The following is a 21,229-nucleotide window of genomic DNA, read 5'->3' as shown; positions in this document are numbered from 1 at the left end:
TGCCATTGACCTTACACAGGAGGGCATTCCAGGAAAGCCTACCCCCTGGAAGAATTGCCACATTGCCTTCATCTGTTCGCCTTCCTGGAGACTCCCGCTATAATCGCGAGATTTAGCGGTGAGAGGAAAGGTCAGAAGTTCCCTTAGAATAGTGGTTTGTTCGCGAACAAACCACTATTCTAAGGTTTCGTCTCCGGAAGGACAGAGTTTGAATTTTGTCTTGAAAGTTCACATTTAATATCTTACAATGTGAATATGACTGAAAAAGCTTACCGTTACCGTTTTTACCCAACCTCTGAACAGGAGAACCTGTTGAGAAGAACTTTAGGCTGTGTAAGGCTGGTTTACAACAAAGCCTTAGACGCTAGAACCAAAGGATGGTACGAAAACCAAAAACGGATTAGTTACAAAGAAACTTCCTCAATGTTGACAGGATGGAAAAAACAGGATGACTTATTTTTCTTAAATGAAGTTAGCTGTGTACCACTTCAACAGGGATTGAGACATCTTCAAACCGCTTTTACTAATTTCTTTGCAGGTCGAACAAAATATCCGAACTTCAAGAAAAAACGTAACGGTGGTAGTGCAGAATTGACAAAATCGGCATTTAAATGGAAAGACAATCAAATTTATCTGGCTAAATGCAAAGAACCTTTACCTATTCGTTGGAGTCGTCAATTACCTAAAAACTGCAATCCAAGTACCGTTACGGTCAGCTTAGATCCATGCGAACGGTGGCATATCTCAATTAGATTCAATGACTATAGAGACTTGAGCTTGCCTCCAAAGGATAAACAAATTGGTTTTGACTTGGGGATTACCAGTTTAATCACGACCAGTAACGGCGACAAAATTCCTAATCCCAAGCATTTTAAAAAACTAAAGAAAAAATTAGCTAAATACCAAAAAGCTTTGTCACGAAAACAAAAAGGTTCTAACAATCGTTACAAGGCAAGATTAAAGGTAGCTAAGATACACGCAAAAATCAAGGATGCTAGAAGAGATTTTACTCACAAGCTAACCACTCAACTGGTCAAAGAAAACCAATTGATTGTGTTCGAGGATTTAGCGGTGAAAAATATGGTGAAAAATTACAAACTAGCTCAGGTAATCAGTGATGCTAACTGGGGTGAAATAATCCGTCAGGTCAAATATAAATCAGAATGGTACAACCGTAAAGCTATTTCCATTGACAGATGGTTTCCCAGTACTAAGTTGTGTTCTGTATGCCTTAATCGTGTGGAATCTTTGCCTCTGAGTATCCGGGAATGGGATTGCCCATCTTGTAACGCTCACCATGATCGCGATATTAATGCATCAATTAATATCTTGGCGGCAGGGCTTGCCGTGTCAGTCTGTGGAGCGACTGTAAGACCTGAAGAGAGTAAGTCTCGGAAGGCTAGTGCTAAGAAGCAGAAACCTAAGTCGTGAGTCTTAGGAATCCCTCGTTATAATCTTTGATTTAACGAGGGAGGATGTCAACACCAAATCCAATCACATCGTAAGAACGTTCTTGATTACTGGCCATCTTTCCCTCACCCCAATTCCTGAACAACCTGATTAACTGATAATTCTAGTGTTCTATAGCTGTCGGACATTGACAGTACCCTTCGGGGTACTATTGATTTTCACTATTTATTTTTAATTTTGGCTCTTGGTGCTGGAAATAGAGAAGGGTGATTTTTCGGAATTTGGCTACATTCTGGATCAGGGCTACTAGGGGGAGAGTGGGAGGGTGCATCTCATATTTGTAAAAAAGAAGGGGAAGTGTGGGAAGTGTGGGGAGTGTAGGAATTTTCGCGGGAATTTTTGCCTAATTGCAAAAGCAAGGGATGCGCCGACCTGAGGGGGTTTCCCCCACTCGCGCTTTGCCTCAAGACAGTGAGATGCACCCCGGGAATCTTAGCCTGCTCAGTACTTATTTGCTACAACGAGATAGCTACCATACATTGACATCAACGGAAAATGCCAACCTAAATACTGGGATACCCTACCTGATCCATATAATTTAACTCCTGAGAATCCATGCATTTGCAATCTCAATCGCAGAACTTCTGGAAAATGCTGAGTTAAATGGCTGACACCGTATACTGACATTCCAATGATTTTATTTTTTATGTAATTAGGATTGGGAGTGGTAAGCAACAGCCTTCCGCCAATCTTCAACACTCTTTGGAATTCACATAATGTTTGATCTACATCGGCAGGATACAGGTGTTCAAGAAACTCACCAGCAGTAATTACATCAAAAAATCGATCTTCCATAGGTATGTCTGTTGAAAGACCATAGACTTTTTGTGAATAGCACTCAGGCAAAACATCTAATCTTTCTTGTACACAATCAAGACCAAATAATGTCAGGTTCGGGTTCAACTCCTTAAAACGTAATCCACCTCTACCCGTATTGCAACCTACATCAAGAATCTTTACAGCTCCTTTCTGAAAAAAACTGAAGAATTGTTCGTACCTTTTCAAAGTAAAAGGGTCGTGTTCTGAACGATTTTGTTGAACATTCTGAACTTCGTACTTCTTATGCAGATTGACCATGTTTGCTTCTCCAATTCAACATAGACATGACTAAACTCCAAAGCGTTACTGAATTACGGGATGAATCAGGGATAGACAGGTATTTGCCTCGGTGGCACCGGCACCTCCGGCTAACTTCAGGTAATGCACTAACAGTCCTATCGAATGCTTCAGCATTTCTACTGACTTCGAGTAACACAAAGTCTTGGGATGTAGCCGAGCCAGATCGTGCCTCAATCGAGTGAAATCACCCGAACCTCGGGTCATATACAACTTGTTGACGATATCTGGTCTCCATCCGGGATGTAGTTGGGATACACCTTGAAACCATCTGTAACATACAACAAACACTGCCACAAACGCTTCGTACGCCCACACCAGTTCAAAGGTCATTGTACTACGGTCTCCGATTCCCTAAGCTAGAATACCAGGTTCCAACTGGTTGACGGCTGTCGGGACCAGAACCTGGTTTTTTTAGACCCTACTATGGGCTTGCAACTCCGAAAAGTTCCCCCAGTTCTGGAGTATAGTTTGGGTCATATAGCGCTACGCGCAAGTCAGAAGTTAGAAGTCAGAAGTCAAAAGTAAGCTATGAATAAGTTTCGGAGTTTAGGAGCGATGCAGAGGTGCGACCCGTGGCGAATTTAATTCGCCAACGGAAAGCGCACCTAAGCGGTCTTGGGGGTTTCCCCCACTCGCTATTGCATCAAGACAATGTCAAACATCTGAATGCGTAGTGCTATAAGCATCCGGAAGCAGCCCACCCACCTGCACGGGCCGAGGTGATGATGGTTGTATGATGAAACCCATTGACCATTTTTGAATTTGGGTAAGCATTCAGCCGTTCGCGTAGCTTGCGCCTATGTGCAATGCGCAATGCGCAAACGGGAGAATTTAATAGTTCGATATTAATCAGAATTGAAAGTCTGGGGAAAAGCCCTTGGCCTAGCGGATTGGCTGATAGCTGAATGCTTACACTTCAACTTAACAACCTTGGCCAAAGGCCACGCGCTTCGCAGCAAAGCGGGACGAAGTCCATCGCGTTCAACTTAACAACCTTGGCCAAAGGCCACGTGATCGCGTTCAACTTTCAACCGTTCAACCTTCAACCGTTCAACCGTTCAACCGTTCAACCTTCAACCGTTCAACCTTCAACCGTTCAACCTTCAACCGTTCAACCTTCAACCGTTCAACCTTCAACCGTTCAACCTTCAACCGTTCAACTTTCAACCGTTCAACCTTCAACCGTTCAACCGTTCAACCTTCAACCGTTCAACCTTCAACCGTTCAACCTTCAACCGTTCAACCTTCAACCGTTCAACCGTTCAACCTTCAACCTTCAACCGTTCAACCTTCAACCTTCAACCTTCAACCTTGGCCTAAAGGCCACGCTACGCGAACAATCTTCAACCCTTGAAATTAGCCCCCAATTCCCAGCCTTCCTGCCAAAGCGGGATTAATGGGAATCAGAGTTGCGACCATTAAAAACAACGCCAATAACCCCCACAATGCTCGAGTATCATCGAGTTCGGTAATTTCATTGAGGCTAGGACGCTCCAAACCCCGCTGCAAGAACAAAATCAAGATTCCCCAGTACAAAATTATGGGATTGGCTGGATTGATTAAGGCCAAAATCCCCAAAATCACTAAGGTGGCAATGGTAGTAAGTCGAGCAGTTTTGCGTCCGTAGATAGCTTGGACAATTCGCCCACCATCTAGTTGTCCTGCGGGCATTAGGTTCAAGGCTGTTATGGTTAAACCTAGCCAACCGACAATGGTGAGAGGGTGAACATCCACTAAAGACTCTTGGATAGCACTACCAAGCACTAACTTTGCCAGCCCTCCGACTAAAATTGACCCTTGGAAGAATTCCACTGGCACCTGAAAAGCACTGCCTTGATGAGAAAGGACTAATCCTGAAATCAGCATCACTAGAGACACTACACCACCTACGGCTGGTCCGGCTATGGAAATATCAAATAATACTTTTCGATTGGGTAATAGGGATTCGAAGCGAACCATAGCACCAAATGAGCCGATTTGCAAGCTGGGAAGGAAAAAGGGTAGGCTGAGGCGAACGTCGTGAGCTTTGGCTTGCCACCAGTGACCGAGTTCATGGGTAATGAGAACTATCCAAATTCCGATGGTAATCGGTAAGGCTTCCCGAAACCGTTCAGGTTCACTGAATAAATCAAAGTCAAGCAGTAACCCAGATACTTCTAAAGTGGTGAAAAATGTCGCAATTACCAGGACAAGGGCTAATATTTTTTGCGGAACTGTAGTGGTTCGTGGGTCATTGGTACTGGGCAAGATAATGACAACTGGTTTCCCTTCTGGATTATCGACTAAAAATAGCCGATAGCGATCGCTTAATTTTTCCTCTAGATTAGCTGACAAACGAGAATGTACCAATTCGGCATCGTTTCCCCGCAGATTGCCTGTAAAAATTGCCCCTTCCTGATATTTTATAGTTTCCGTAGCAAAGAACGTATCAATCCCAAAAATCCCTTTAATAACTTGTAGGTCTTCATCAGGAATTGTAGCTACTCCGATCCTGGTGGTATTCGGACCCTCGGATACGGCAGTTAAATTTTTGTAAGCTGCAGTATCTTGCTCCTCAGACTTTTGGGCATCCTTGCTTTGTTGTTGCTCCTCGAACAGTTTGGTGGCACGCTCCCGCCAAACTTCATCTTGACCTGCTGCACGTAAGAGCCTGCCCAAGTAGATGTATAGGCCGGTGGAAGCGACTAGCAGAAATAGGATCCCAACGATATTCAGGTAAATTCCCATGCTGACTAAGCCAAAGAATAATAGCCAGGGCAGTGTCAAGACTACTGACTGCAACCAGGCTAAAATTCCTAGCTTGCCGTAAGAACGAGCGCGGTTATAGCCCCAACCTAGAACACCGAGGGCTACGAGTATGATCACCAAAGTGACAGTAGTCTCTGATCCGTTAAACATTATCAATTCAATTTTGATGGAGTACTAGTTTGTTTCCAACTTTGGAGAGCGGCCCTGAGATCACTTTGGTTTTGCTCTAGGAAGCTGGCTCCCTCTAGCTGGTCTAATCCTGTCCAGTACATTAGTAGCGCTAGTTTTACCTGCCTGCCACTGCGCTCTAGTAAGTGAGCGCAGTCTTCTCGGCTGAGGTTGGTCAGGTCTTTGAGGATGCGCAGGGCTCGGTCATGAAGTTTCTTGTTGGTCACTGCCACATCTACCATGCGATTGCCGTAGACTTTGCCAAGCTTTACCATCGCTCCTGTAGAAAGGATGTTCAAGGCCATTTTAGTGACAGTACCGGCTTTGAGGCGAGTAGAGCCAGCTAGGACTTCCGGACCAACTAGCAGCCGAATATCAATATCAGCATCAATACTGACCTGTTCAGGGGGGACACAAGCGATCGCAATCGTGGTTGCGCCCCGCCCTCGTGCCTCTTGGAGTGCGCCGTGGACAAAGGGTGTGGTCCCACCTGCGGTAATGCCTACCACCACATCTAGGTCATGTACCCGGCGATGGGCGATCGCTTTTGCACCATCTTCCTGTCGGTCTTCCAAATCTTCAGAACTCCGCACCAACGCCCCTGCTCCTCCAGCAATGATCCCTTGGACTAGGTCTGGGGGTGTACAAAAGGTGGGGGGACATTCGGCAGCATCGAGGACTCCCAAGCGTCCACTGGTACCAGCTCCCACGTAGAAGAGGCATCCTCCTTGACGCAATGCCTTTGCAGTGCAGTCAATGGCTTGAGCTAGCTCGCTACGAGCTGCTGCGATCGCATCTAGGGTTTTGGTATCCTCTTGATTAAATAGATCGACTAACTCTAGGGATGTCAGCTGGTCAAGGTTCTGACTATTGGGATTAATCTGTTCGGTCAGTAGATGTCCCCGTTGTTCTAAATTTTGCATTATATTATTTAGTCATTGGTTGAAGGTTGAAGGTTGAAGGTTATTTGGTTGAAGGTTATTTGGTTTAAGGGTTTAAGGTTGTTCGCTTAGCGTGGCCTTTTGGGCAAGGTTGTTCGCCTTTGGCGTTCCCTTAGGGTAGTTTGTTTGCCTAGGGTGGCCTTTTGGCCAAGGTTATTTGCCTTTGGCGTTCGGTGAAGGATAGGTTGTTTAGTTGTTTGGTTGTTCGCCTTTGGCGTTCGGTGAAGGATAGGTTGTTTGGTTGTTTGGTTGACGGCTGAAGGTGGACGGTTCAAATGTATTCCTCAAATTTTTATCAGCTTACAATAAATTTTCCAACTGACGGCGAATGCGGTCTAGATCTGATATTTCTGATTCTTCGGTTTTCTTGAGGTCAGGTTCTTCGGTTTTCTTGAGGTCAGGTTGCCAATCCGTCTTTTCTAGATTTGTTTCCGGTGGCATGGCCAACATTCCTTCACTAACCAACTCCGACTCATAACCAGCCGATTGGCAAAACTCCTCAATCTCTTCTAGATCGATAGCTTCCACGGTGGGTGTTGGGAAATCCTGAGCTTCGAGCAATAAAGCAAAGCGGGTAGCATCGTCTTCTTTTTCAAACATCAATACCGTTTGCTTATCGCCAATTTGGATAGTGTGAATTCCCTCGTTTTCTGTCCGGGCATTAAATAAAAGGACGTATACTTGCTTAGGTGCCATCATAAATCTTATATAACCTTAAGTAATCGTTATTTTTTAATTGTTTTTATAGGATATCTGATACCATTTTGCTTTAATGCCAGGGAGAGATAGCAGGAGGGCCAAGACAGGCAAGAGGGGCAATAAAAAATGGTCTATTTGTAGCATTCTTTGAGCTACTTGATTAATAATTCCACTACAATGCCACTGCTAAACCATCTTAGCAGCAACTGAGCTATCACCACGCTCCCCATTTAGCACGCTCCCCACTTAGGACTGACCCACTCTCCGACTCAGTCTCAGGACTCAACAGGCTCCGCACTCAACACCACCATATCGTGCCATCAAGGTATTGGTTGAATCTTCTTGATTGCGCAGCCAAGCCCACATTTGGTCTCCGAGGCAAAAATGCCACCACTCTCTAGGATGACACCGGAACCCAGCCGAGTACATTAAATTTTTTAACAGCTGTCGATTGTAGTGATAAGGCAAGTCTTGCTGATTGGCGTAATAATCGGGATGGGAGCGTGGTGAGACTTCATCAATCTCAGAGCCCATATCAATGGTTTCACCGGTGGCATCCACCAGGGTAATATCTAAGGCAGCACCTGTACTGTGAGGGGGTGGAGTCATGGGGTTAGAGCTGGGTACTGCCCAAAATTGATAGACTTGTTCCCAAATCGCTTGCTGTTGTTGTTCCGATAGGATGCTTGGGTTGAGTTGTTGTGCCTGAGCTACTTGGGCAAAAGTATGGTCAACCATGAATTGTTGGACTTCCACCGGTCGATAGCCATCAAAAATCTGGATGCGCCAACCTGGATGCTGCTGTTGGAGTTGGCTTTGAGCCACAAAGAGTGCTTCTATCACACTCTCGCGCAGATAATAAGGGGAAGCCTTACCATAAGGTGCCCCCAGTTTTTGGTAGGGGTGAGGGTTACGAGCGGCAAATTGTGCTAAGGGAATGGGGATGAGGGGTTCTCCACACTCTACAATTGGGATTTGCTGATAAGGTTTCATAGTTGCAGTTCTCAATTGCTTGAGGTAATTACTAGCAGTTGGTTGCGAGGGAGTCGGGAGTAGGGAGTAGGGAGTAGGGAGTAGGGAGTAGGGAGTAGGGAGTAGGGAGTAGGGAAGTCGGAAGTGGTAAAAATTCTGTTTACCTCATTACTCTCATTACTATGAGAACCGCTATAGTTTTTCTTTTGGGCATTTTTGGAGTTATCAAAAAGCGTTGATCAGCGCGAAGCATATCTTTTGGCAAAATTAGAAAATATTTAAAGTCTTTTAACGGTCACATTTTTAACACCTAAAAAACTCAACCTAAAACCAACTTTTGCCTTTTGCCTTTTGCCTCTTGCCTTTTGCCTCTTGCATGATTTAACTACTTTTTTACCATACTCAAACCACAAGAGCCACTAATTATTCCCTGTTCCCTGTTCCCTGTTCCCTGTTCCCTGTTTCCTGTTCCCTGTTCCGAAGTTCAACACTTCTAGATTTATCCCTATTACCATTAGGATAAACGTCAGGCACGGGATCATAACCCCCTGGATAGAGAGGATGACACCGTAGAATACGCCGAATTCCTAGCCAACCACCCCGACAGACACCAAACCGCTCAATCGCTTGGATAGCATACTGGGAACAGGTTGGGCGAAAGCGACAGACTGGAGGAAATAGGGGCGAAATAAAAGCTCGATAGCCTCGAATTAGCCAAATCAGTAAAAGTTTCATGTAATGGTCACCCCATCTAATACAGTAATAAATAGGTCTTAAAGTATGCTGCCATCAGATCCTTGTTTAATTCTGTAACCTGGATAGAATCAATCCCAACCCTATGGCTGCAAATTGCACTGATTGCTGTCGGTCTCGGTGCGATTGTGCTGCTGGCGGAAACACTACATCAGCGCACCGCCAGGGATTCAGAAATTACCCGTAAAATTGTTCACATTGGCACCGGTAACGTTATTTTAGTGGCTTGGTGGCTACAAATACCTGCCTGGGTAGGTATCTTGGCATCAGTTATCGCTGGTGCGATCGCTCTTTTGTCCTATTACATTCCTATTTTGCCTGGTATTAACAGCGTTGGGCGCAAAAGCCTAGGCACTTTCTTCTATGCTGTCAGTATTGGTGTCGTGATTGCCTGGTTTTGGCCCTTACAACAATTCCAGTATGCCGCTATTGGTATTTTAGTGATGGCATGGGGGGATGGATTGGCAGGACTGATTGGTCAGAAATTTGGCCAACATCCCTATCAGGCTTGGGGGATGCAAAAAAGCTGGGAAGGGTCTGGAACCATGGCTGTCACTAGCTATGTCGTCAGTAGCCTGATCCTTTTCGCTGTTCAAGGTAATGTCTGGGAAACCTGGTTGATGTCAATTGCGATCGCATTTTTTGCCACACTATTAGAAGCCTTCTCCAAGTTCGGGATTGATAATCTCACAGTTCCTATCGGTAGTGCAGCACTAGGGTTCTTTTTAAGTCAAATCCTCAGCTTGGGTTGAAGGGTTCTTGAAATAGCTCAAGTTATGAGCTTGTGCTTGAAAGTAGATATTAAACTAAGAATCAATCAAACGTTGATAGTAAGGGAGAGTTGAGTCAATGTTACAGTTTTACAATAATCCTATGTCCAACAATGCCCGACGGGTATGGATTGCTTTATTAGAAAAACAGATTGACTTTGAGCCTGTTGAAATAAAATTAGATGGAGATCAATTTACGCCAGAATTTATTGAAATCAATCCCTTTCATCACATCCCAGTCCTAATCGATGATGGATTTAAAGTGATAGAATCCTTAGCCATCTTAGATTATTTAGAAGCTAAATATCCAACTCCTGCTCTGATGCCTACTGACCCCCAAGCTATTGCTACAGTGAGGATGATACAACTGGTCAATGTCAATGAGCTTGCTCCTGCTATCGTAACCTTTATGCGCCATAACTTGGAGATTGAAGTAGAAGCAAAAAAATTAGAACAAGCTCAAAAACAAGTTGCCACAGTGATGAAATTTTATAGCGAAAAATTGGGCGATAAAAACTACTTTGTAGAAGGGCAATTTACGTTAGCCGATATTGTCGCCGGTTTGTCAGTATATTTTCTCAGCAAGATCGGCGTTTCTTTAGCAGACTATCCCTCAGTGCAAAATTGGCAAACAGCTTTACAGGAACGGGAAAGTTGGCAGCAAGTTCAACCAACACCAGAAGAGTTTGAAATGTTTAAAGCAAAAGTGAAAGCAATTTTGTCGTAAGCATTCAGCGGTCAGTGGTCAGCCGTCAGCCGTTAGCCGTCAGCCATCAGTGGTCAGCGGTCAGTGGTCAGCTTATTTTATTCAAAGGTGCGCTTTCCGCATCTAATTATTAAATTCGCCACGGGTCGCACCTAAAAGCACCGATTGCGCTACTTGAGGTGCTGCGCGAACAGTAGCCTGGCCATTTCCGTAGCGTGGCCAATGGCTGATAGCTGATCGCTGATCGCTGATCGCTGATAGCTGATCGCTGATAGCTGATAGCTGAATGCTTACATTTTGTCAAGGTAAACCACTAGAAAATTGGCAACCGCTGAGTTAATGGGAGTAGGGAGTAGGGAGTTATGAGGTAAGCATTCAGCCGTCAGCTATCAGCTATCAGCTAATGCGCTACGGCCAAGCTACTGCATCACAGTGTTCGCTTCCAGCTTAAATCATCCCACCAATAGGCAACCCCACAACACCCTTAAGGGCGCACGGCGTGCGCCCCTAAGGGTGTTTTGTATTCCAGCAAGAACCGCTATAACCCAGGGTTCATATTATAGCTAAAATCGAATTTACCAAGATGCCTCTTTCTGCTCAAAGGGGTCACCGCTAAAGGGTTGAACACCAATAGCAGGATAAATGTCATCATTAGGACCAAAAATCCTAGCTACTGCTTCAGAAAGATATTGAATACTGCTTTCCAATAGTTTGTAAAAAGCCATAAAATTGCTCTCCTGAATTAGTTGAGTTAGAGTTGAAAACAGCAGTGGCTATAATTAGCGCGAACCTTTCCCTTTTCTGGTGGTTCGTGAGTACTGCCATGCTGTCATCAAATTGCTGTTCTCAAATTATTGAGTCTTAACTGTGAGTACAGACTGAAAGACGTTTCTGTCTGGTGTACTTTATCTTATCGAGGATTATCGATTCAGTGCCAGGATTAGTAATATTTGTTTGGTAATATTTGCAATACTTTTCTCAAGCTTGACTAATCACTAAGATTTGTTTGGTAATTTTGAGAGGATTGTTAAAAAATCTGTACCTATTTAAAGTTCCTTTACCTTATGTTAAACATTACTCCTTAAACAGTACTATTATGAACCCTAAAGACCAGGAATTAATACCTACAGCTGAGGACTATAGCTTATTAACTGACCTGTATCAGCTGACCATGACAGCCTGTTATAGCGGTGAAGGCTTAGCCCAAAAACCAGCTTCCTTTGAACTATTTGCGCGACGTTTACCTAATGGCTTTGGTTACTTGATTGCTATGGGACTCGCTCAGGTACTGGACTACCTGGAACAGTTTCGCTTTAGTCCCCAGGCACTGGACGCATTAAAAGAGACAGGCATTTTTCAGGGAGCACCGGAACAGTTTTGGTCACTCTTAGCAGAAGCAAGCTTCACCGGTGATGTCTGGGCAGTGCCCGAGGGAACAGCAATATTTGCTAATGAACCGTTTTTGCGGGTGGATGCTCCTCTGTGGCAAGCACAGATAGTAGAAACTTACCTACTCAATACAATTAACTATCAGACCTTGATTGCCACTAAGGCAGCACGGCTAAGAGATGTGGCGGGGGCCGAGGCTACCTTACTAGAGTTTGGCACTCGACGGGCCTTTAGTCCTCAGGCATCCCTGTGGGCAGCACGAGCAGCTATAGCAGCTGGATTGGATGGCACATCTAATGTATTAGCAGCCCTGAAATTAGGATGTCAGCCTCAAGGAACCATGGCTCATGCTTTGGTGATGGCGATCACAGCAGTATCTGGAAGTGAGCAGGATGCCTTTACGGCCTTTTATCGCTATTTTCCCAATGCTCCCTTATTAATAGATACCTACGATACTGTAGCAGCCGCTAAGAGTCTGGCTCAACGAATCGCAGCTGGGGAAATCCAAGTGACTGGAGTACGTTTGGATTCTGGGGATTTAGTCACCTTGTCCCAAAAAGTGCGATCGCATTTACCCAATGTCTCAATTTTTGCCAGTGGGGATTTAGACGAGTATGAAATAGCCAGACTCAAACAGGCTGGTGCTTGTATCGACGGTTATGGACTCGGAACTCGGCTAGTCACTGGAAACCCAGTCAATGGAGTCTACAAATTAGTAGAAATTGATGGCATTCCCACCATGAAACAGTCCAGTAGCAAAATCACCTATCCAGGGCGCAAGCAAATCTATCGCCAATTTCACCAAGATACAGTTATCAAAGACCGGCTAGGATTGATGAGTGAATCCTGCCAAGATCATGAGCAACCTCTGCTGGAACAAGTCATCAAACAAGGTCAACGACTCAAGCTGCCAGAATCCTTAGACGTGATACAAAAACGCACAGCTGCTTCTGTTGCCAGTCTTGCCACCTCAACGCGACAACTTCATCAGCCCACCCCACTACCTGTAGAAATTTCTGATGCCCTACAACAGCTCACCATAGCTACCTCCAAAAGGTAAAAGGCAAATGTTAAATTTCAAATCACAATTAACAATTAACAAATTGCTACAAATACCGCCAGCACAGAAGAGACGTGTAAACTACCAAAATTACTGGAAACGCCACTCTTCCAAACTCCATTAATTTGCTAATCTTGATTTTACCAGACTGAAACCCCTCACTATTCCCAATCACCACCATCAACAACTGTAAGCCATTGAGTACGTAAACGATAAAAAAGGCATAGTCGAGAGCCACTACATAGCCAACCCCCTCCGGTAGTCCTTCTATCAAGCTCAAATGGTAAAATACAATCGCTAGTAGCAAGCCACTTACTGCTTCTACGGACATGTGATCGAAAGGGAGAAACATGAACAGGTATCCCACCACCACAAAAAACAGTAGAGGCAATAGATTCTTGATACTGAAACTGACTAAATCCCGCTTGATTTTAATAACCACATTGAATCGGGAATATTCGATATCTGAATCTGTGTCGATAAATCGTCGATTGCCCAAAGTGGAATCGTTAATCACCGTATCCTGGAAAAAGGTAGCATTCTCAACACTCCAATCGGTAATCTTCTCAAACACTTTAGCTCTCTCCCAATTTTTGAGAACTTCTTCTGTAGTGGTATCTCGCATTCCCACGAAGTCCACTACATAAATTAGCTTGTCCCGAGTTAGGTTAATATGTCGAAATCTCGCTGATAGAGTCTGATGGTCAAACGGGTAATCATGAAAATCAAACTTTTCATGAAAATCGCCTTTAACCCGGTATACTTTATAATTTATATCATCGTTTAAATCTGTATCTATCGGTTCCTTTAAGGTCAATTTTTCTCCTGAATCTAGCCGCTCAATGCCATAATTTGTGAACTCGATTTGGTCTGCAGTAATATCGCCTTGGTACCTAAACCAAATGTAAAAATCCACCAAATAGGAGGACGTTTTTTCATCTATGTGACTAATCTCATTGATATCCATCCCGGTGTAAACGATATGGGTTTTTACCATATAGTTATTACCAACCTTTACAATTTCACCACTGTCGAGCTGTTCTTGCAGATTAGCAACAGCCCGTAAGTCCGGTATTATTTGCAGCTGGCTAAACGCTGAAATAAAATTTCTTCTATCAAAAATACCCACAAAAACTGGTGCTACTGCATTGCCGTAATAGTCAAAATAAATATTTCTGGTTGCCCCCTTGAACGCCGTTTCCTGGCTATTAATAGTTGCTAAGCTCTCTTTGAGCATCAAACGGTTTTTGGGTAAATCGTCCCAGGTAAGATCAGAGCGCTTAATTGCCTCAACAATGGCTTTTGCCGCATCATAATAGCAAGTCGCCACCCATCCCGGCGCTTGTTTGTACTTCTTTTCAAATTCGTTTCTGAACTGTTGACCCCCATCATCAGAAATGTCAAAAATAATCGGAGCAATGGCATAAATTCCATTGGTAAAGAAGCCTGGTTCATCCATCTCCTCTGGGGAGTCTTCAAACCGTTGCCCCAGGGATATTTCGGCTAAGGAGTCACCGCCAAAAATGGGGAAATTCATCCCAGAACTCCTCATTTTTGCAATTAATCCAGCCACTTGATTGCGATTCGCTGTCATCACAATCACTCCTGGGTCTTTCCCGCTATTGTTTAAAGCCAATAAATCTTGATAAATCGTTTCTATGGCTTGGTCTATATCATCCCCTAATACCCACTTACTTACTACTTCTCCCCCTAACTCCCGAAACGTCTCTTCAACAGTCTTCCCTAAGGTCAAGCCATAAGTGCTGGGGCTGTAAACTAGGCTAATCTTGGAAGATCCCAGAATCTTTTGGATATAATTGGCGATAAAAGTACCCTGAGCACTGTTAGAAAAAATGGTGCGAAAATACCAAGTGTTCGATTGGGTGACCGCATCAGCAGTAGCTGAGCCGGTCACCGCAGGAATCTTATGGTCTTGATAAACTTTGCCAGCAGCCGTAGATACCCCACTACTGTAATGACCAATCACTGCGATCGCATTTGATTGAGCAATCTTCTGAGCAACCTGGCGTGCCACATCCGGATTGCCTTGGTCATCATAAACCTCTAGCTTCAACTTTTTGCCCTTAACACCGCCAGCCTTGTTAACTTGGTTAATGTAAAGTTCAGCACCGTCTACCATTGCTCTGCCTGAGCGTTGTGCTGATTCACTAGCATTGCTTAACGGAGCTGCGATCGCAATGGTTATCCTATCTTTATATCCCTCGAAGCTATCAATTGCTACAACTGTACCGAAGGCAAGCAGTACGATAGATACTAATACGATGGCTTTTTTTAGCATATATCACCTGATCAGTTGAATGGTCACAGATTACAGGTTACAGGTTACAGGTTACAGGTTGAAAGTTACAGGTTACAGCTTGAACGCGATCGCGTGGCCGAAAGGCCAAGGTTACAGGTTGAAGGTTACAGGTTGAAAGTTACAGGTTGAAAGTTACAGGTTGAAAGTTACAGGTTACAGGTTTAACGTTACAAGTTACAGGTTTAACGTTATAATGTGCATATTTAACTTTAAAGTTTATATTTGACAGGTTTAACGTTACAGGTGGCCAGTTATACATCCGGCTTTCAGTTCTTAAGCCTCTAATCTTCAACCATCAAACCTTCAAACTATCAAACCATCGACCTTGGCCTTTCGGCCACGCGATCGCGTTCAACCATCAAGCTTGGCCTTTCGGCCACGCGATCGGGTTCAACCTTCAACCTTCAAGCTTCAACCTTGGCCTTTCGGCCACGCGATCGCGTTCAACCATCAAGCTTGGCCTTTCGGCCACGCGATCGCGTTCAAGCTGACCTGACTTCGTGACTGGGCAATCATGCCCTTGCTGCTTTGGGAAGATTAAGCGCTTCTAAAAACCACGAATTAGAACTGTCAATAACATCATTTAAAACAGGATAAAAGCTGGTTAACAATGACCAATGACCAATGATTAATAGACTGAAGTCTAGCCAATTGAACGTTTTTCCAATCAACCCTGCCTAAAAAAAACAAAACATACCTTAGGACTTTTAGGCTAAAATAGTTGGCAATTTTATCAATACTTTTTTAATTTAATTATCTTTCTTCACTCTCTTATATCTATTACTTATTTTTAAAATAGCGGTTATCCTATTCATCAGGTAGACAGGATTTTTTCCCGATTCCCGATTCCCGATTCCCGATTCCCGATTCCCGATTCCCGATTCCCGATTCCCGATTCCCGATTCCCGATTCCCGATTCCCGATTCCCGATTCCCGATTCCCGATTCCCGATTCCCGATTCCCTGTAATAGCACCATAGCAATTGCTTTAGGTAATACCCTCAGGGTGATGACCGTGACTTCCGTGCTATAAGTTGGATAAACTAATAGCTCGTAACCATTCAGCGCTCAGCCCCTCAGCAGTCAGCTTTGGAAGGGTTAAGTTCTATTGCTCTGATCTGAATGTGAGCTTTTCCAGGCTTAGATACCTGTCTAATTGTCTCATTAAATAAAAAAATACACTAAAAAATACACCATTAAAACTTTTACGCAAAGATTATGAAGCATAATTAAAAACAGGGATAAATAATGAAGAAAATGTGAAGAAAATGTTAAATTAAGCTGAAGTGATGATCTGATCTTAAGTTGTGATCAAATGGCGCAGATCGACCTAGGCGTTTCCTGTCCATGGAATACTGTCAAGAAAAACGTTTTGAAACTTTCATGAACTTATGGCTATGAGGCGGTGGATGAACCTTCCTGTAGTGGTATCAATTTAATTGTAGTTAAGAATATAATTTATATTTAATGAGTAAAGTATTGTATTATACTGAAAGGTTGAGCTGATTTGTTAAGTGAACAACATAATTATTATCTTGGCTGAAGTCAGCCTGGTCATCGTAGTTTTCTGTCTAGTCAACTGGCTGGTGAGTAGACTATTCAAGCAACTGATCAGGGTTGCTTGGTTCCAAAAGGTGAACAGCAATGCTAGAAACCTCCGCCGGAACCTCCAGGCGCTGATCGTTATCTGTTGTATAGCGCTATGCCTTGTAATTGTTGGTGGCAACAGTTGGCTGATCTATCGGGGGAAAGACCTCAAGGAATACACACTCGGGTTAGTCAGTAATATTCCCAAAGGATTCTGGATAACCCTTGGCACTGGGTTAGGCAAATGCATCTGCCTTCTGATGCTAGTTGCCTTCGCCATAAAACCCTTGCAGCGTTTGCTCAACTATGGCTGTGTTCGGGCAAAGAAACTAGAACAAATCACTGCTAGTGATGAAAGCATTGAGGATTTCTTTAGTTACTTAACCAAAATCCTCACCAGTGGACTCTGGCTGCTTTCCCTAATCTGGTGTAGCCAGTTTCTGAAAGTGCCAGAATCCACAGCTAAGTATCTGTACGTTCTTCTGAACATCTATCTGATTATTGGAATCGGGTTGCTCATTCTGAGATCCATTGTGGTCATTATCGATAGCATAGACACCCTGACTGTTCAATACTCTAGCCCTGAGAATATCCTGCGATTCTATAGCAATCTCAGGCATCTGATTCCTTTCTTTAAGCGGTGCCTAGAATATATAATCTATGTTAGCATTGCCACCCTGGTGGTTGAGCAGATAGAGATAATTGCTAACTTAGCCACCTATGGATCGAAAGCTGTCAAAATTATCGGTATCATCTTCCTGAGTCGCGGCTTGATCGTGATCGCCAATTTGTTCCTCCAAGAAGCACTGCTGAGGTACCCGAAGCTGACTGATGTGCAGCGAAAGAAGCGGTTAACGATTATTCCCGTACTAGAGAGTTTACTGAAGTACTTGATTTACTTTGGTTCGGGTATATTGATCCTCGATACCATAGAAATTGACGCCACCCCAATCCTAGCGGGTGCTGGCATTGTGGGGCTAGCAGTGGGTCTTGGGGCGCAGAATCTAATTAACGATATGGTTAGTGGATTCTTTATCCTCTTTGAAAACTACTACCTGGTAGGTGACTATATCCAGACAGGGGAAGCGGAGGGGATTGTGGAGGCGATTGAACTGAGAACCACCCGTATTCGACACGTCAATGGTCAAATGTATATTATTCGGAACGGGGATATTGGCTCAATTACCAACTACTCCAAGGATTATATCTATGCTGTAGTGGAAGTTGGCATAGAATATGATGCTGACCTCGATCAGGTGTACAGGGTGATTGAAAAGGTGGGACACCAGTTAAAAGAAAAGTATTCGGAGGTACTTGAACCGACCAAGGTGGATGGAATCGAGGACTTTGGGGATTTTGATCTGTCCATACGAACCATTACCAAAGTTAAACCAGGAAAGCACCACCAGATCAAGCTAGTGCTTCGTAAAATGATTAAGGATTTCTTTGACCAGGAGGGAATTGAATTAAACGCTCAGGATCCGGTGTTTATTTTGAAACAATAGGCTTGAAACAAGCTTAGCCTAGGCAATGGAGGTGAGATCGCACCAGTTGATTGGCCTTGGCCTTTGGGCCACGCTACGCGAATGGCCACGCTACAGTATCGGGCGGTTGAAACTCCCACACTTTGAGGGGCGTTGCACTTTTAGAGAGATTATTGGTGGTGGGATGAAAGAGATAGAACAGTGGGAAGAAAGGTAAGTAAGCTGTAAAACATCTACATCAAGCATATTATATTGATCGCATCTACATATTGGTCGCATCTACATTTAATTGATTTATAAATTGAATCGGCAAGGGGAGAAGATTGTATAGTTTTTCCCGCTTATTCAAAAATAGACAAATTAAATAGGCGACAGCTTAGTAAGGTGGGTTAATAACGCACCTTACTCAAGGGAGTTCCTGGATAAGTCCTGATCAGTTGGAGTTCTCAGTAAATCCTATTTGATTTGTCGGATTTCTCAGGCTATATCCATTGTACCAACTGTCATGCCCCCTAGTTTAAGGACTTTTGTCAATCAACTAGGGGGCTCTCACCATTGGTCTCAGGGCTGAAGCAAATAAGCTATATATAGCGTGTAGCAGTTGAAGCGTTCGCTTAATTGCGGGACGCGCATCCATCCCATTCTGTTTCCTTTGAGTGTACCCTAAGCCGTGGCGCGTTTAAATTTTAGAATTCTGAAGCTAAAACCCAAGCCTAGGCTTAGATCGCTTTTCACGCACTAGATACTGAAGAGCAAACCTAATCTCAAACCCCTTTGAGCTTTTAACTAACTTTTAACTAACTATGGTCAATATAGCCCTGTTTGGTACCAGTGCAGATCCCCCAACTTGTGCTCATCAATCCATTCTCCAGTGGCTATCCCATCACTATGACCAAGTGGTGGTTTGGGCGTCAGATAATCCATTCAAGTCTCATCAGACTACCCTAGAACAACGTTCCCACATGCTCAAGTTACTGATTGAGGAGATTGACCCGTATCAAAATCCGATCCGTGTCAGCCCCGACTTGAGTAGCTCTAGAACCTTGGAAACCATAGCACTAGCTAAACAGCGCTGGGGATTACAGGCAAACATGACTCTGGTGATTGGTGCTGATTTAGTCCGTCAGATGCCCCGTTGGTATCAAATTGAACAATTGTTAAAACAAGTACAGTTGCTGGTGATACCTCGTTCAGGATATGGAGTAGATCAGGCTAGTTTAGAAAAGTTGAAGCATCTAGGAGCACAATTAGCGATCGCTGATATTACGGTACCATCAGTTTCCTCTACAGCGTATCGTGAGAATGGTGATACAAAAGCACTGACTCCTCTGGTTAAGGACTATATCCATCAAGAGCAGTTGTACCAATGACCCAAAGCAGCACCAAACAGGTCAAACTACCAGCTCTAGCCAACGTCCAGGTCGGGGTTGATCCTGTGATTTTTTCCCTCAATACCCAACAAAGCCGCCTTTTGGTACTCCAAGAGGAAGCCTTCCTCGGTAAATCGAGTTTACCAGGAACCTTGGTGTCGGACGGAGAATCATTAGACAATGCTGGGGATTGGCCTTGGCCTTTCGGCCACGCTACGCGAATGGCCACGCTACGCGATTGGCCTTGGCCTTTCGGCCACGCTACGCGAATGGCCACGCTATGCGATCGGATTTGGGCAGAGAAAATTGGAGTTAACAACCTGAACCTAGAGCAACTGTACACTTTCGGAGAACTAGGTCGTTATCAACCAAAATTGGTTAGAGTCGAGGTTACCTATAACCACCACTATGCCATGGGTTACCTATCCGTCAGTTACTTTGCCCTAGTGGGACTAGAAGAAGCTAAATTCAACACAGATCATGTCAGTGGTATTACCTGGTATTCCATCGAGCATGTGCCGCAGCTCGCCTTTGAGCATAATCCAATTTTGGACTATGGTTATCGGCATTTGCGCAACAAATTGGCAGACAATCCTGTCGCCTTTGACCTGTTCCGAGATGTATTTACCCTCAATAATATCTATACTATTTATCAACTGTACACCACAGTTTTTTTTGAAAACGTCTCGGATTATTACAATTTTAGCCCTCGTCTTTTAAAGCTATTATTCCTGGCGGATACTAGTTTAAGAGTATCTCATGGAGCAGGTCGTCCCTGAAATTTGTACCGCTTTGATGCGGAGGCATATGGTCGTTTAAAGGATAAACCGTTGGTATTTATGTAGCAATGAAAAAACATCTGTAATTGTGGTTCAGAAAATCCTATTTATTGAGGATGACGATTTCAATCGAGAAGTTATCACTGAATACCTTCAGTTGCAAGGGTATGACGTTTGCGCTTTACCCCATGGGTTAACCATTAAACGAGACCTCGCCGACTTTCAACCTGACTTGATTCTGCTGGATCTCAAATTACCAGAAGTTGATGGCTTTACCTTGATCGAAAAACTCAAGAAATCCCAATGGGCAACAATCCCTATAGTTATCCTTTCTGCCTACTCCTTCCCAGCAGACAAAAAGCGAGCTCTCAGACTAGGAGCTCGTCGTTATCTAGTCAAACCAGCGCTTCTCAGAGAAATAGAACAAGCCATAGAGGAAGAAATAACCAATTGATATCCAGTCCGCTTTTTTTGTCATTTGTCTTGAGAGCCACAAGGCTGAGCCGCCTGCAAAACACTCTTGTGGTATACAATACCGATGGTACCGGAGATGATATGAGTTTGAAGTCTTAGGCAGGACTTACGCAAAACTCGGCCACAAAGGTGCTTCCACAAAAGCGCTTGGTTAGTTAATAACGCACCCTACAGATAGGGTTGTTGCGTAAGTCCTGTTAGGGAAATCATTGACCCCTTTGGGGAATTCAAAATTCAAAATTAAAAATTAAAAATCTAGAAGCGATGCAGCGCGGTCTTGGGGAGGCAGCGCGGTCTTGGGGAGGCAGCGCGGTCTTGGGGGTTTCCCCCACTCGCTATTGCCGTGGTCTCCCCCGGAGACGAAACCTGATTACGTTGAGCCTTTATGGTTGGTAGGTTATGCAAAAAAGGGTTAAAACTT

General features: G+C 44.1%; 22 protein-coding genes and 1 pseudogene. 11 read left to right on the top strand and 12 right to left on the bottom strand.

What is annotated here, in order from left to right; translation table 11 throughout:
- Nucleotides 1-255 precede the first annotated feature (255 nt).
- The gene (locus F6K38_RS20805; RefSeq protein WP_008179337.1) at nucleotides 256-1,431 is read left to right on the top strand and encodes an RNA-guided endonuclease InsQ/TnpB family protein; all 1,176 of its coding nucleotides are present in this window, start codon (nucleotides 256-258) and stop codon (nucleotides 1,429-1,431) included.
- Nucleotides 1,432-1,911: 480 nt separating this feature from the next.
- On the opposite strand, the gene F6K38_RS20800 is transcribed toward F6K38_RS20805, so the two are convergent.
- Both F6K38_RS20800 and F6K38_RS20795 read right to left on the bottom strand, forming a co-directional pair.
- Nucleotides 1,912-2,547: a methyltransferase domain-containing protein gene (locus F6K38_RS20800; protein ID WP_287357308.1), complete on the bottom strand. Its 636-nt coding sequence runs from the start codon at nucleotides 2,545-2,547 to the stop codon at nucleotides 1,912-1,914.
- Between the two features lie 45 nt (nucleotides 2,548-2,592).
- On the bottom strand, nucleotides 2,593-2,919 hold the full coding sequence (locus tag F6K38_RS20795; protein ID WP_008179341.1) for an IS1 family transposase: 327 nt from the start codon (nucleotides 2,917-2,919) through the stop codon (nucleotides 2,593-2,595).
- Between the two features lie 575 nt (nucleotides 2,920-3,494).
- Here F6K38_RS20795 and F6K38_RS20790 point away from each other — a divergent pair.
- Nucleotides 3,495-3,986 (top strand): hypothetical protein, encoded by a 492-nt coding sequence (locus F6K38_RS20790; protein ID WP_287262898.1) that lies wholly within the window; start codon nucleotides 3,495-3,497, stop codon nucleotides 3,984-3,986.
- On the opposite strand, the gene F6K38_RS20785 is transcribed toward F6K38_RS20790, so the two are convergent.
- The 6 genes from F6K38_RS20785 to yidD all read right to left on the bottom strand — a co-directional run bounded on the left by F6K38_RS20785 (nucleotide 3,946) and on the right by yidD (nucleotide 8,852).
- Nucleotides 3,946-5,487, bottom strand: coding sequence for a site-2 protease family protein (locus tag F6K38_RS20785; RefSeq protein ID WP_008179343.1), 1,542 nt, complete (start codon nucleotides 5,485-5,487; stop codon nucleotides 3,946-3,948). The two genes, F6K38_RS20790 and F6K38_RS20785, sit on opposite strands and share 41 nt — an antisense overlap.
- 2 nt (nucleotides 5,488-5,489) lie before the next feature.
- Nucleotides 5,490-6,428, bottom strand: a complete 939-nt coding sequence (gene murQ / locus F6K38_RS20780) for an N-acetylmuramic acid 6-phosphate etherase (protein WP_008179345.1) — start codon at nucleotides 6,426-6,428, stop codon at nucleotides 5,490-5,492.
- Nucleotides 6,429-6,514: 86 nt separating this feature from the next.
- Entirely contained in the window at nucleotides 6,515-6,721 is a 207-nt protein-coding gene (locus F6K38_RS20775) for a hypothetical protein (protein ID WP_131826930.1), read from the bottom strand.
- Between the two features lie 25 nt (nucleotides 6,722-6,746).
- The gene (locus F6K38_RS20770) at nucleotides 6,747-7,145 is read right to left on the bottom strand and encodes a DUF3110 domain-containing protein (RefSeq protein ID WP_044492183.1); all 399 of its coding nucleotides are present in this window, start codon (nucleotides 7,143-7,145) and stop codon (nucleotides 6,747-6,749) included.
- Between the two features lie 282 nt (nucleotides 7,146-7,427).
- Nucleotides 7,428-8,138 carry a M15 family metallopeptidase gene (locus F6K38_RS20765; protein WP_008179350.1) on the bottom strand — a complete coding sequence of 237 codons (711 nt, stop codon included), beginning with the start codon at nucleotides 8,136-8,138 and terminating at the stop codon, nucleotides 7,428-7,430.
- A gap of 402 nt (nucleotides 8,139-8,540) precedes the next feature.
- Nucleotides 8,541-8,852, bottom strand: a complete 312-nt coding sequence (gene yidD / locus F6K38_RS20760) for a membrane protein insertion efficiency factor YidD (RefSeq protein ID WP_008179352.1) — start codon at nucleotides 8,850-8,852, stop codon at nucleotides 8,541-8,543.
- Between the two features lie 62 nt (nucleotides 8,853-8,914).
- Here yidD and F6K38_RS20755 point away from each other — a divergent pair, with 62 nt between their 5' ends.
- Together F6K38_RS20755 and F6K38_RS20750 are read left to right on the top strand one after the other, a co-directional pair.
- Nucleotides 8,915-9,622 (top strand): diacylglycerol/polyprenol kinase family protein, encoded by a 708-nt coding sequence (locus tag F6K38_RS20755; RefSeq protein ID WP_008179354.1) that lies wholly within the window; start codon nucleotides 8,915-8,917, stop codon nucleotides 9,620-9,622.
- 97 nt (nucleotides 9,623-9,719) lie between these two features.
- The gene (locus F6K38_RS20750; protein ID WP_008179356.1) at nucleotides 9,720-10,367 is read left to right on the top strand and encodes a glutathione S-transferase family protein; all 648 of its coding nucleotides are present in this window, start codon (nucleotides 9,720-9,722) and stop codon (nucleotides 10,365-10,367) included.
- A 109-nt stretch (nucleotides 10,368-10,476) separates the two neighbouring features.
- Here the strand turns inward: F6K38_RS20750 and F6K38_RS20745 are convergent, their stop codons facing one another.
- Complete coding sequence (locus F6K38_RS20745) at nucleotides 10,477-10,650, bottom strand: hypothetical protein (protein ID WP_287267446.1); 174 nt, start codon at nucleotides 10,648-10,650, stop codon at nucleotides 10,477-10,479.
- Between the two features lie 271 nt (nucleotides 10,651-10,921).
- Nucleotides 10,922-11,071, bottom strand: coding sequence for a hypothetical protein (locus F6K38_RS20740; RefSeq protein WP_008179358.1), 150 nt, complete (start codon nucleotides 11,069-11,071; stop codon nucleotides 10,922-10,924).
- A gap of 371 nt (nucleotides 11,072-11,442) precedes the next feature.
- Between F6K38_RS20740 and F6K38_RS20735 the strand changes: the two genes are divergently transcribed.
- Complete coding sequence (locus F6K38_RS20735) at nucleotides 11,443-12,795, top strand: nicotinate phosphoribosyltransferase (RefSeq protein ID WP_008179360.1); 1,353 nt, start codon at nucleotides 11,443-11,445, stop codon at nucleotides 12,793-12,795.
- Between the two features lie 46 nt (nucleotides 12,796-12,841).
- Here F6K38_RS20735 and F6K38_RS20730 read toward each other — a convergent pair whose 3' ends face one another.
- Nucleotides 12,842-15,094: an ABC transporter substrate-binding protein gene (locus F6K38_RS20730; RefSeq protein WP_008179362.1), complete on the bottom strand. Its 2,253-nt coding sequence runs from the start codon at nucleotides 15,092-15,094 to the stop codon at nucleotides 12,842-12,844.
- A 346-nt stretch (nucleotides 15,095-15,440) separates the two neighbouring features.
- Between F6K38_RS20730 and F6K38_RS20725 the strand changes: the two genes are divergently transcribed.
- Nucleotides 15,441-15,611, top strand: a complete 171-nt coding sequence (locus F6K38_RS20725; protein ID WP_154659666.1) for a hypothetical protein — start codon at nucleotides 15,441-15,443, stop codon at nucleotides 15,609-15,611.
- A gap of 318 nt (nucleotides 15,612-15,929) precedes the next feature.
- On the opposite strand, the gene F6K38_RS20720 is transcribed toward F6K38_RS20725, so the two are convergent.
- On the bottom strand, nucleotides 15,930-16,097 hold the full coding sequence (locus tag F6K38_RS20720; RefSeq protein WP_287267445.1) for a hypothetical protein: 168 nt from the start codon (nucleotides 16,095-16,097) through the stop codon (nucleotides 15,930-15,932).
- A gap of 531 nt (nucleotides 16,098-16,628) precedes the next feature.
- Here F6K38_RS20720 and F6K38_RS20715 point away from each other — a divergent pair.
- The 5 genes and pseudogenes from F6K38_RS20715 to F6K38_RS20695 all read left to right on the top strand — a co-directional run bounded on the left by F6K38_RS20715 (nucleotide 16,629) and on the right by F6K38_RS20695 (nucleotide 20,788).
- Complete coding sequence (locus tag F6K38_RS20715; protein ID WP_008179367.1) at nucleotides 16,629-18,206, top strand: mechanosensitive ion channel family protein; 1,578 nt, start codon at nucleotides 16,629-16,631, stop codon at nucleotides 18,204-18,206.
- 31 nt (nucleotides 18,207-18,237) lie between these two features.
- Nucleotides 18,238-18,402 carry a hypothetical protein gene (locus F6K38_RS20710; protein ID WP_154659667.1) on the top strand — a complete coding sequence of 55 codons (165 nt, stop codon included), beginning with the start codon at nucleotides 18,238-18,240 and terminating at the stop codon, nucleotides 18,400-18,402.
- Nucleotides 18,403-18,988: 586 nt separating this feature from the next.
- Nucleotides 18,989-19,555, top strand: coding sequence for a nicotinate-nucleotide adenylyltransferase (locus F6K38_RS20705; RefSeq protein ID WP_008179371.1), 567 nt, complete (start codon nucleotides 18,989-18,991; stop codon nucleotides 19,553-19,555).
- Nucleotides 19,552-20,400: pseudogene (locus F6K38_RS20700) on the top strand (NUDIX hydrolase). Before F6K38_RS20705 ends, F6K38_RS20700 begins: the two are co-directional and overlap by 4 nt.
- A 22-nt stretch (nucleotides 20,401-20,422) precedes the next feature.
- Complete coding sequence (locus F6K38_RS20695) at nucleotides 20,423-20,788, top strand: response regulator (RefSeq protein ID WP_008179375.1); 366 nt, start codon at nucleotides 20,423-20,425, stop codon at nucleotides 20,786-20,788.
- Nucleotides 20,789-21,229 lie beyond the last annotated feature (441 nt).

Source organism: Moorena sp. SIO3B2 (genome assembly GCF_010692525.1).
Classification (GTDB): domain Bacteria; phylum Cyanobacteriota; class Cyanobacteriia; order Cyanobacteriales; family Coleofasciculaceae; genus Moorena; species Moorena producens.
Note: the sequence above shows the minus strand (reverse complement) of the source record. Positions and strands in the feature narration are given on the sequence as shown.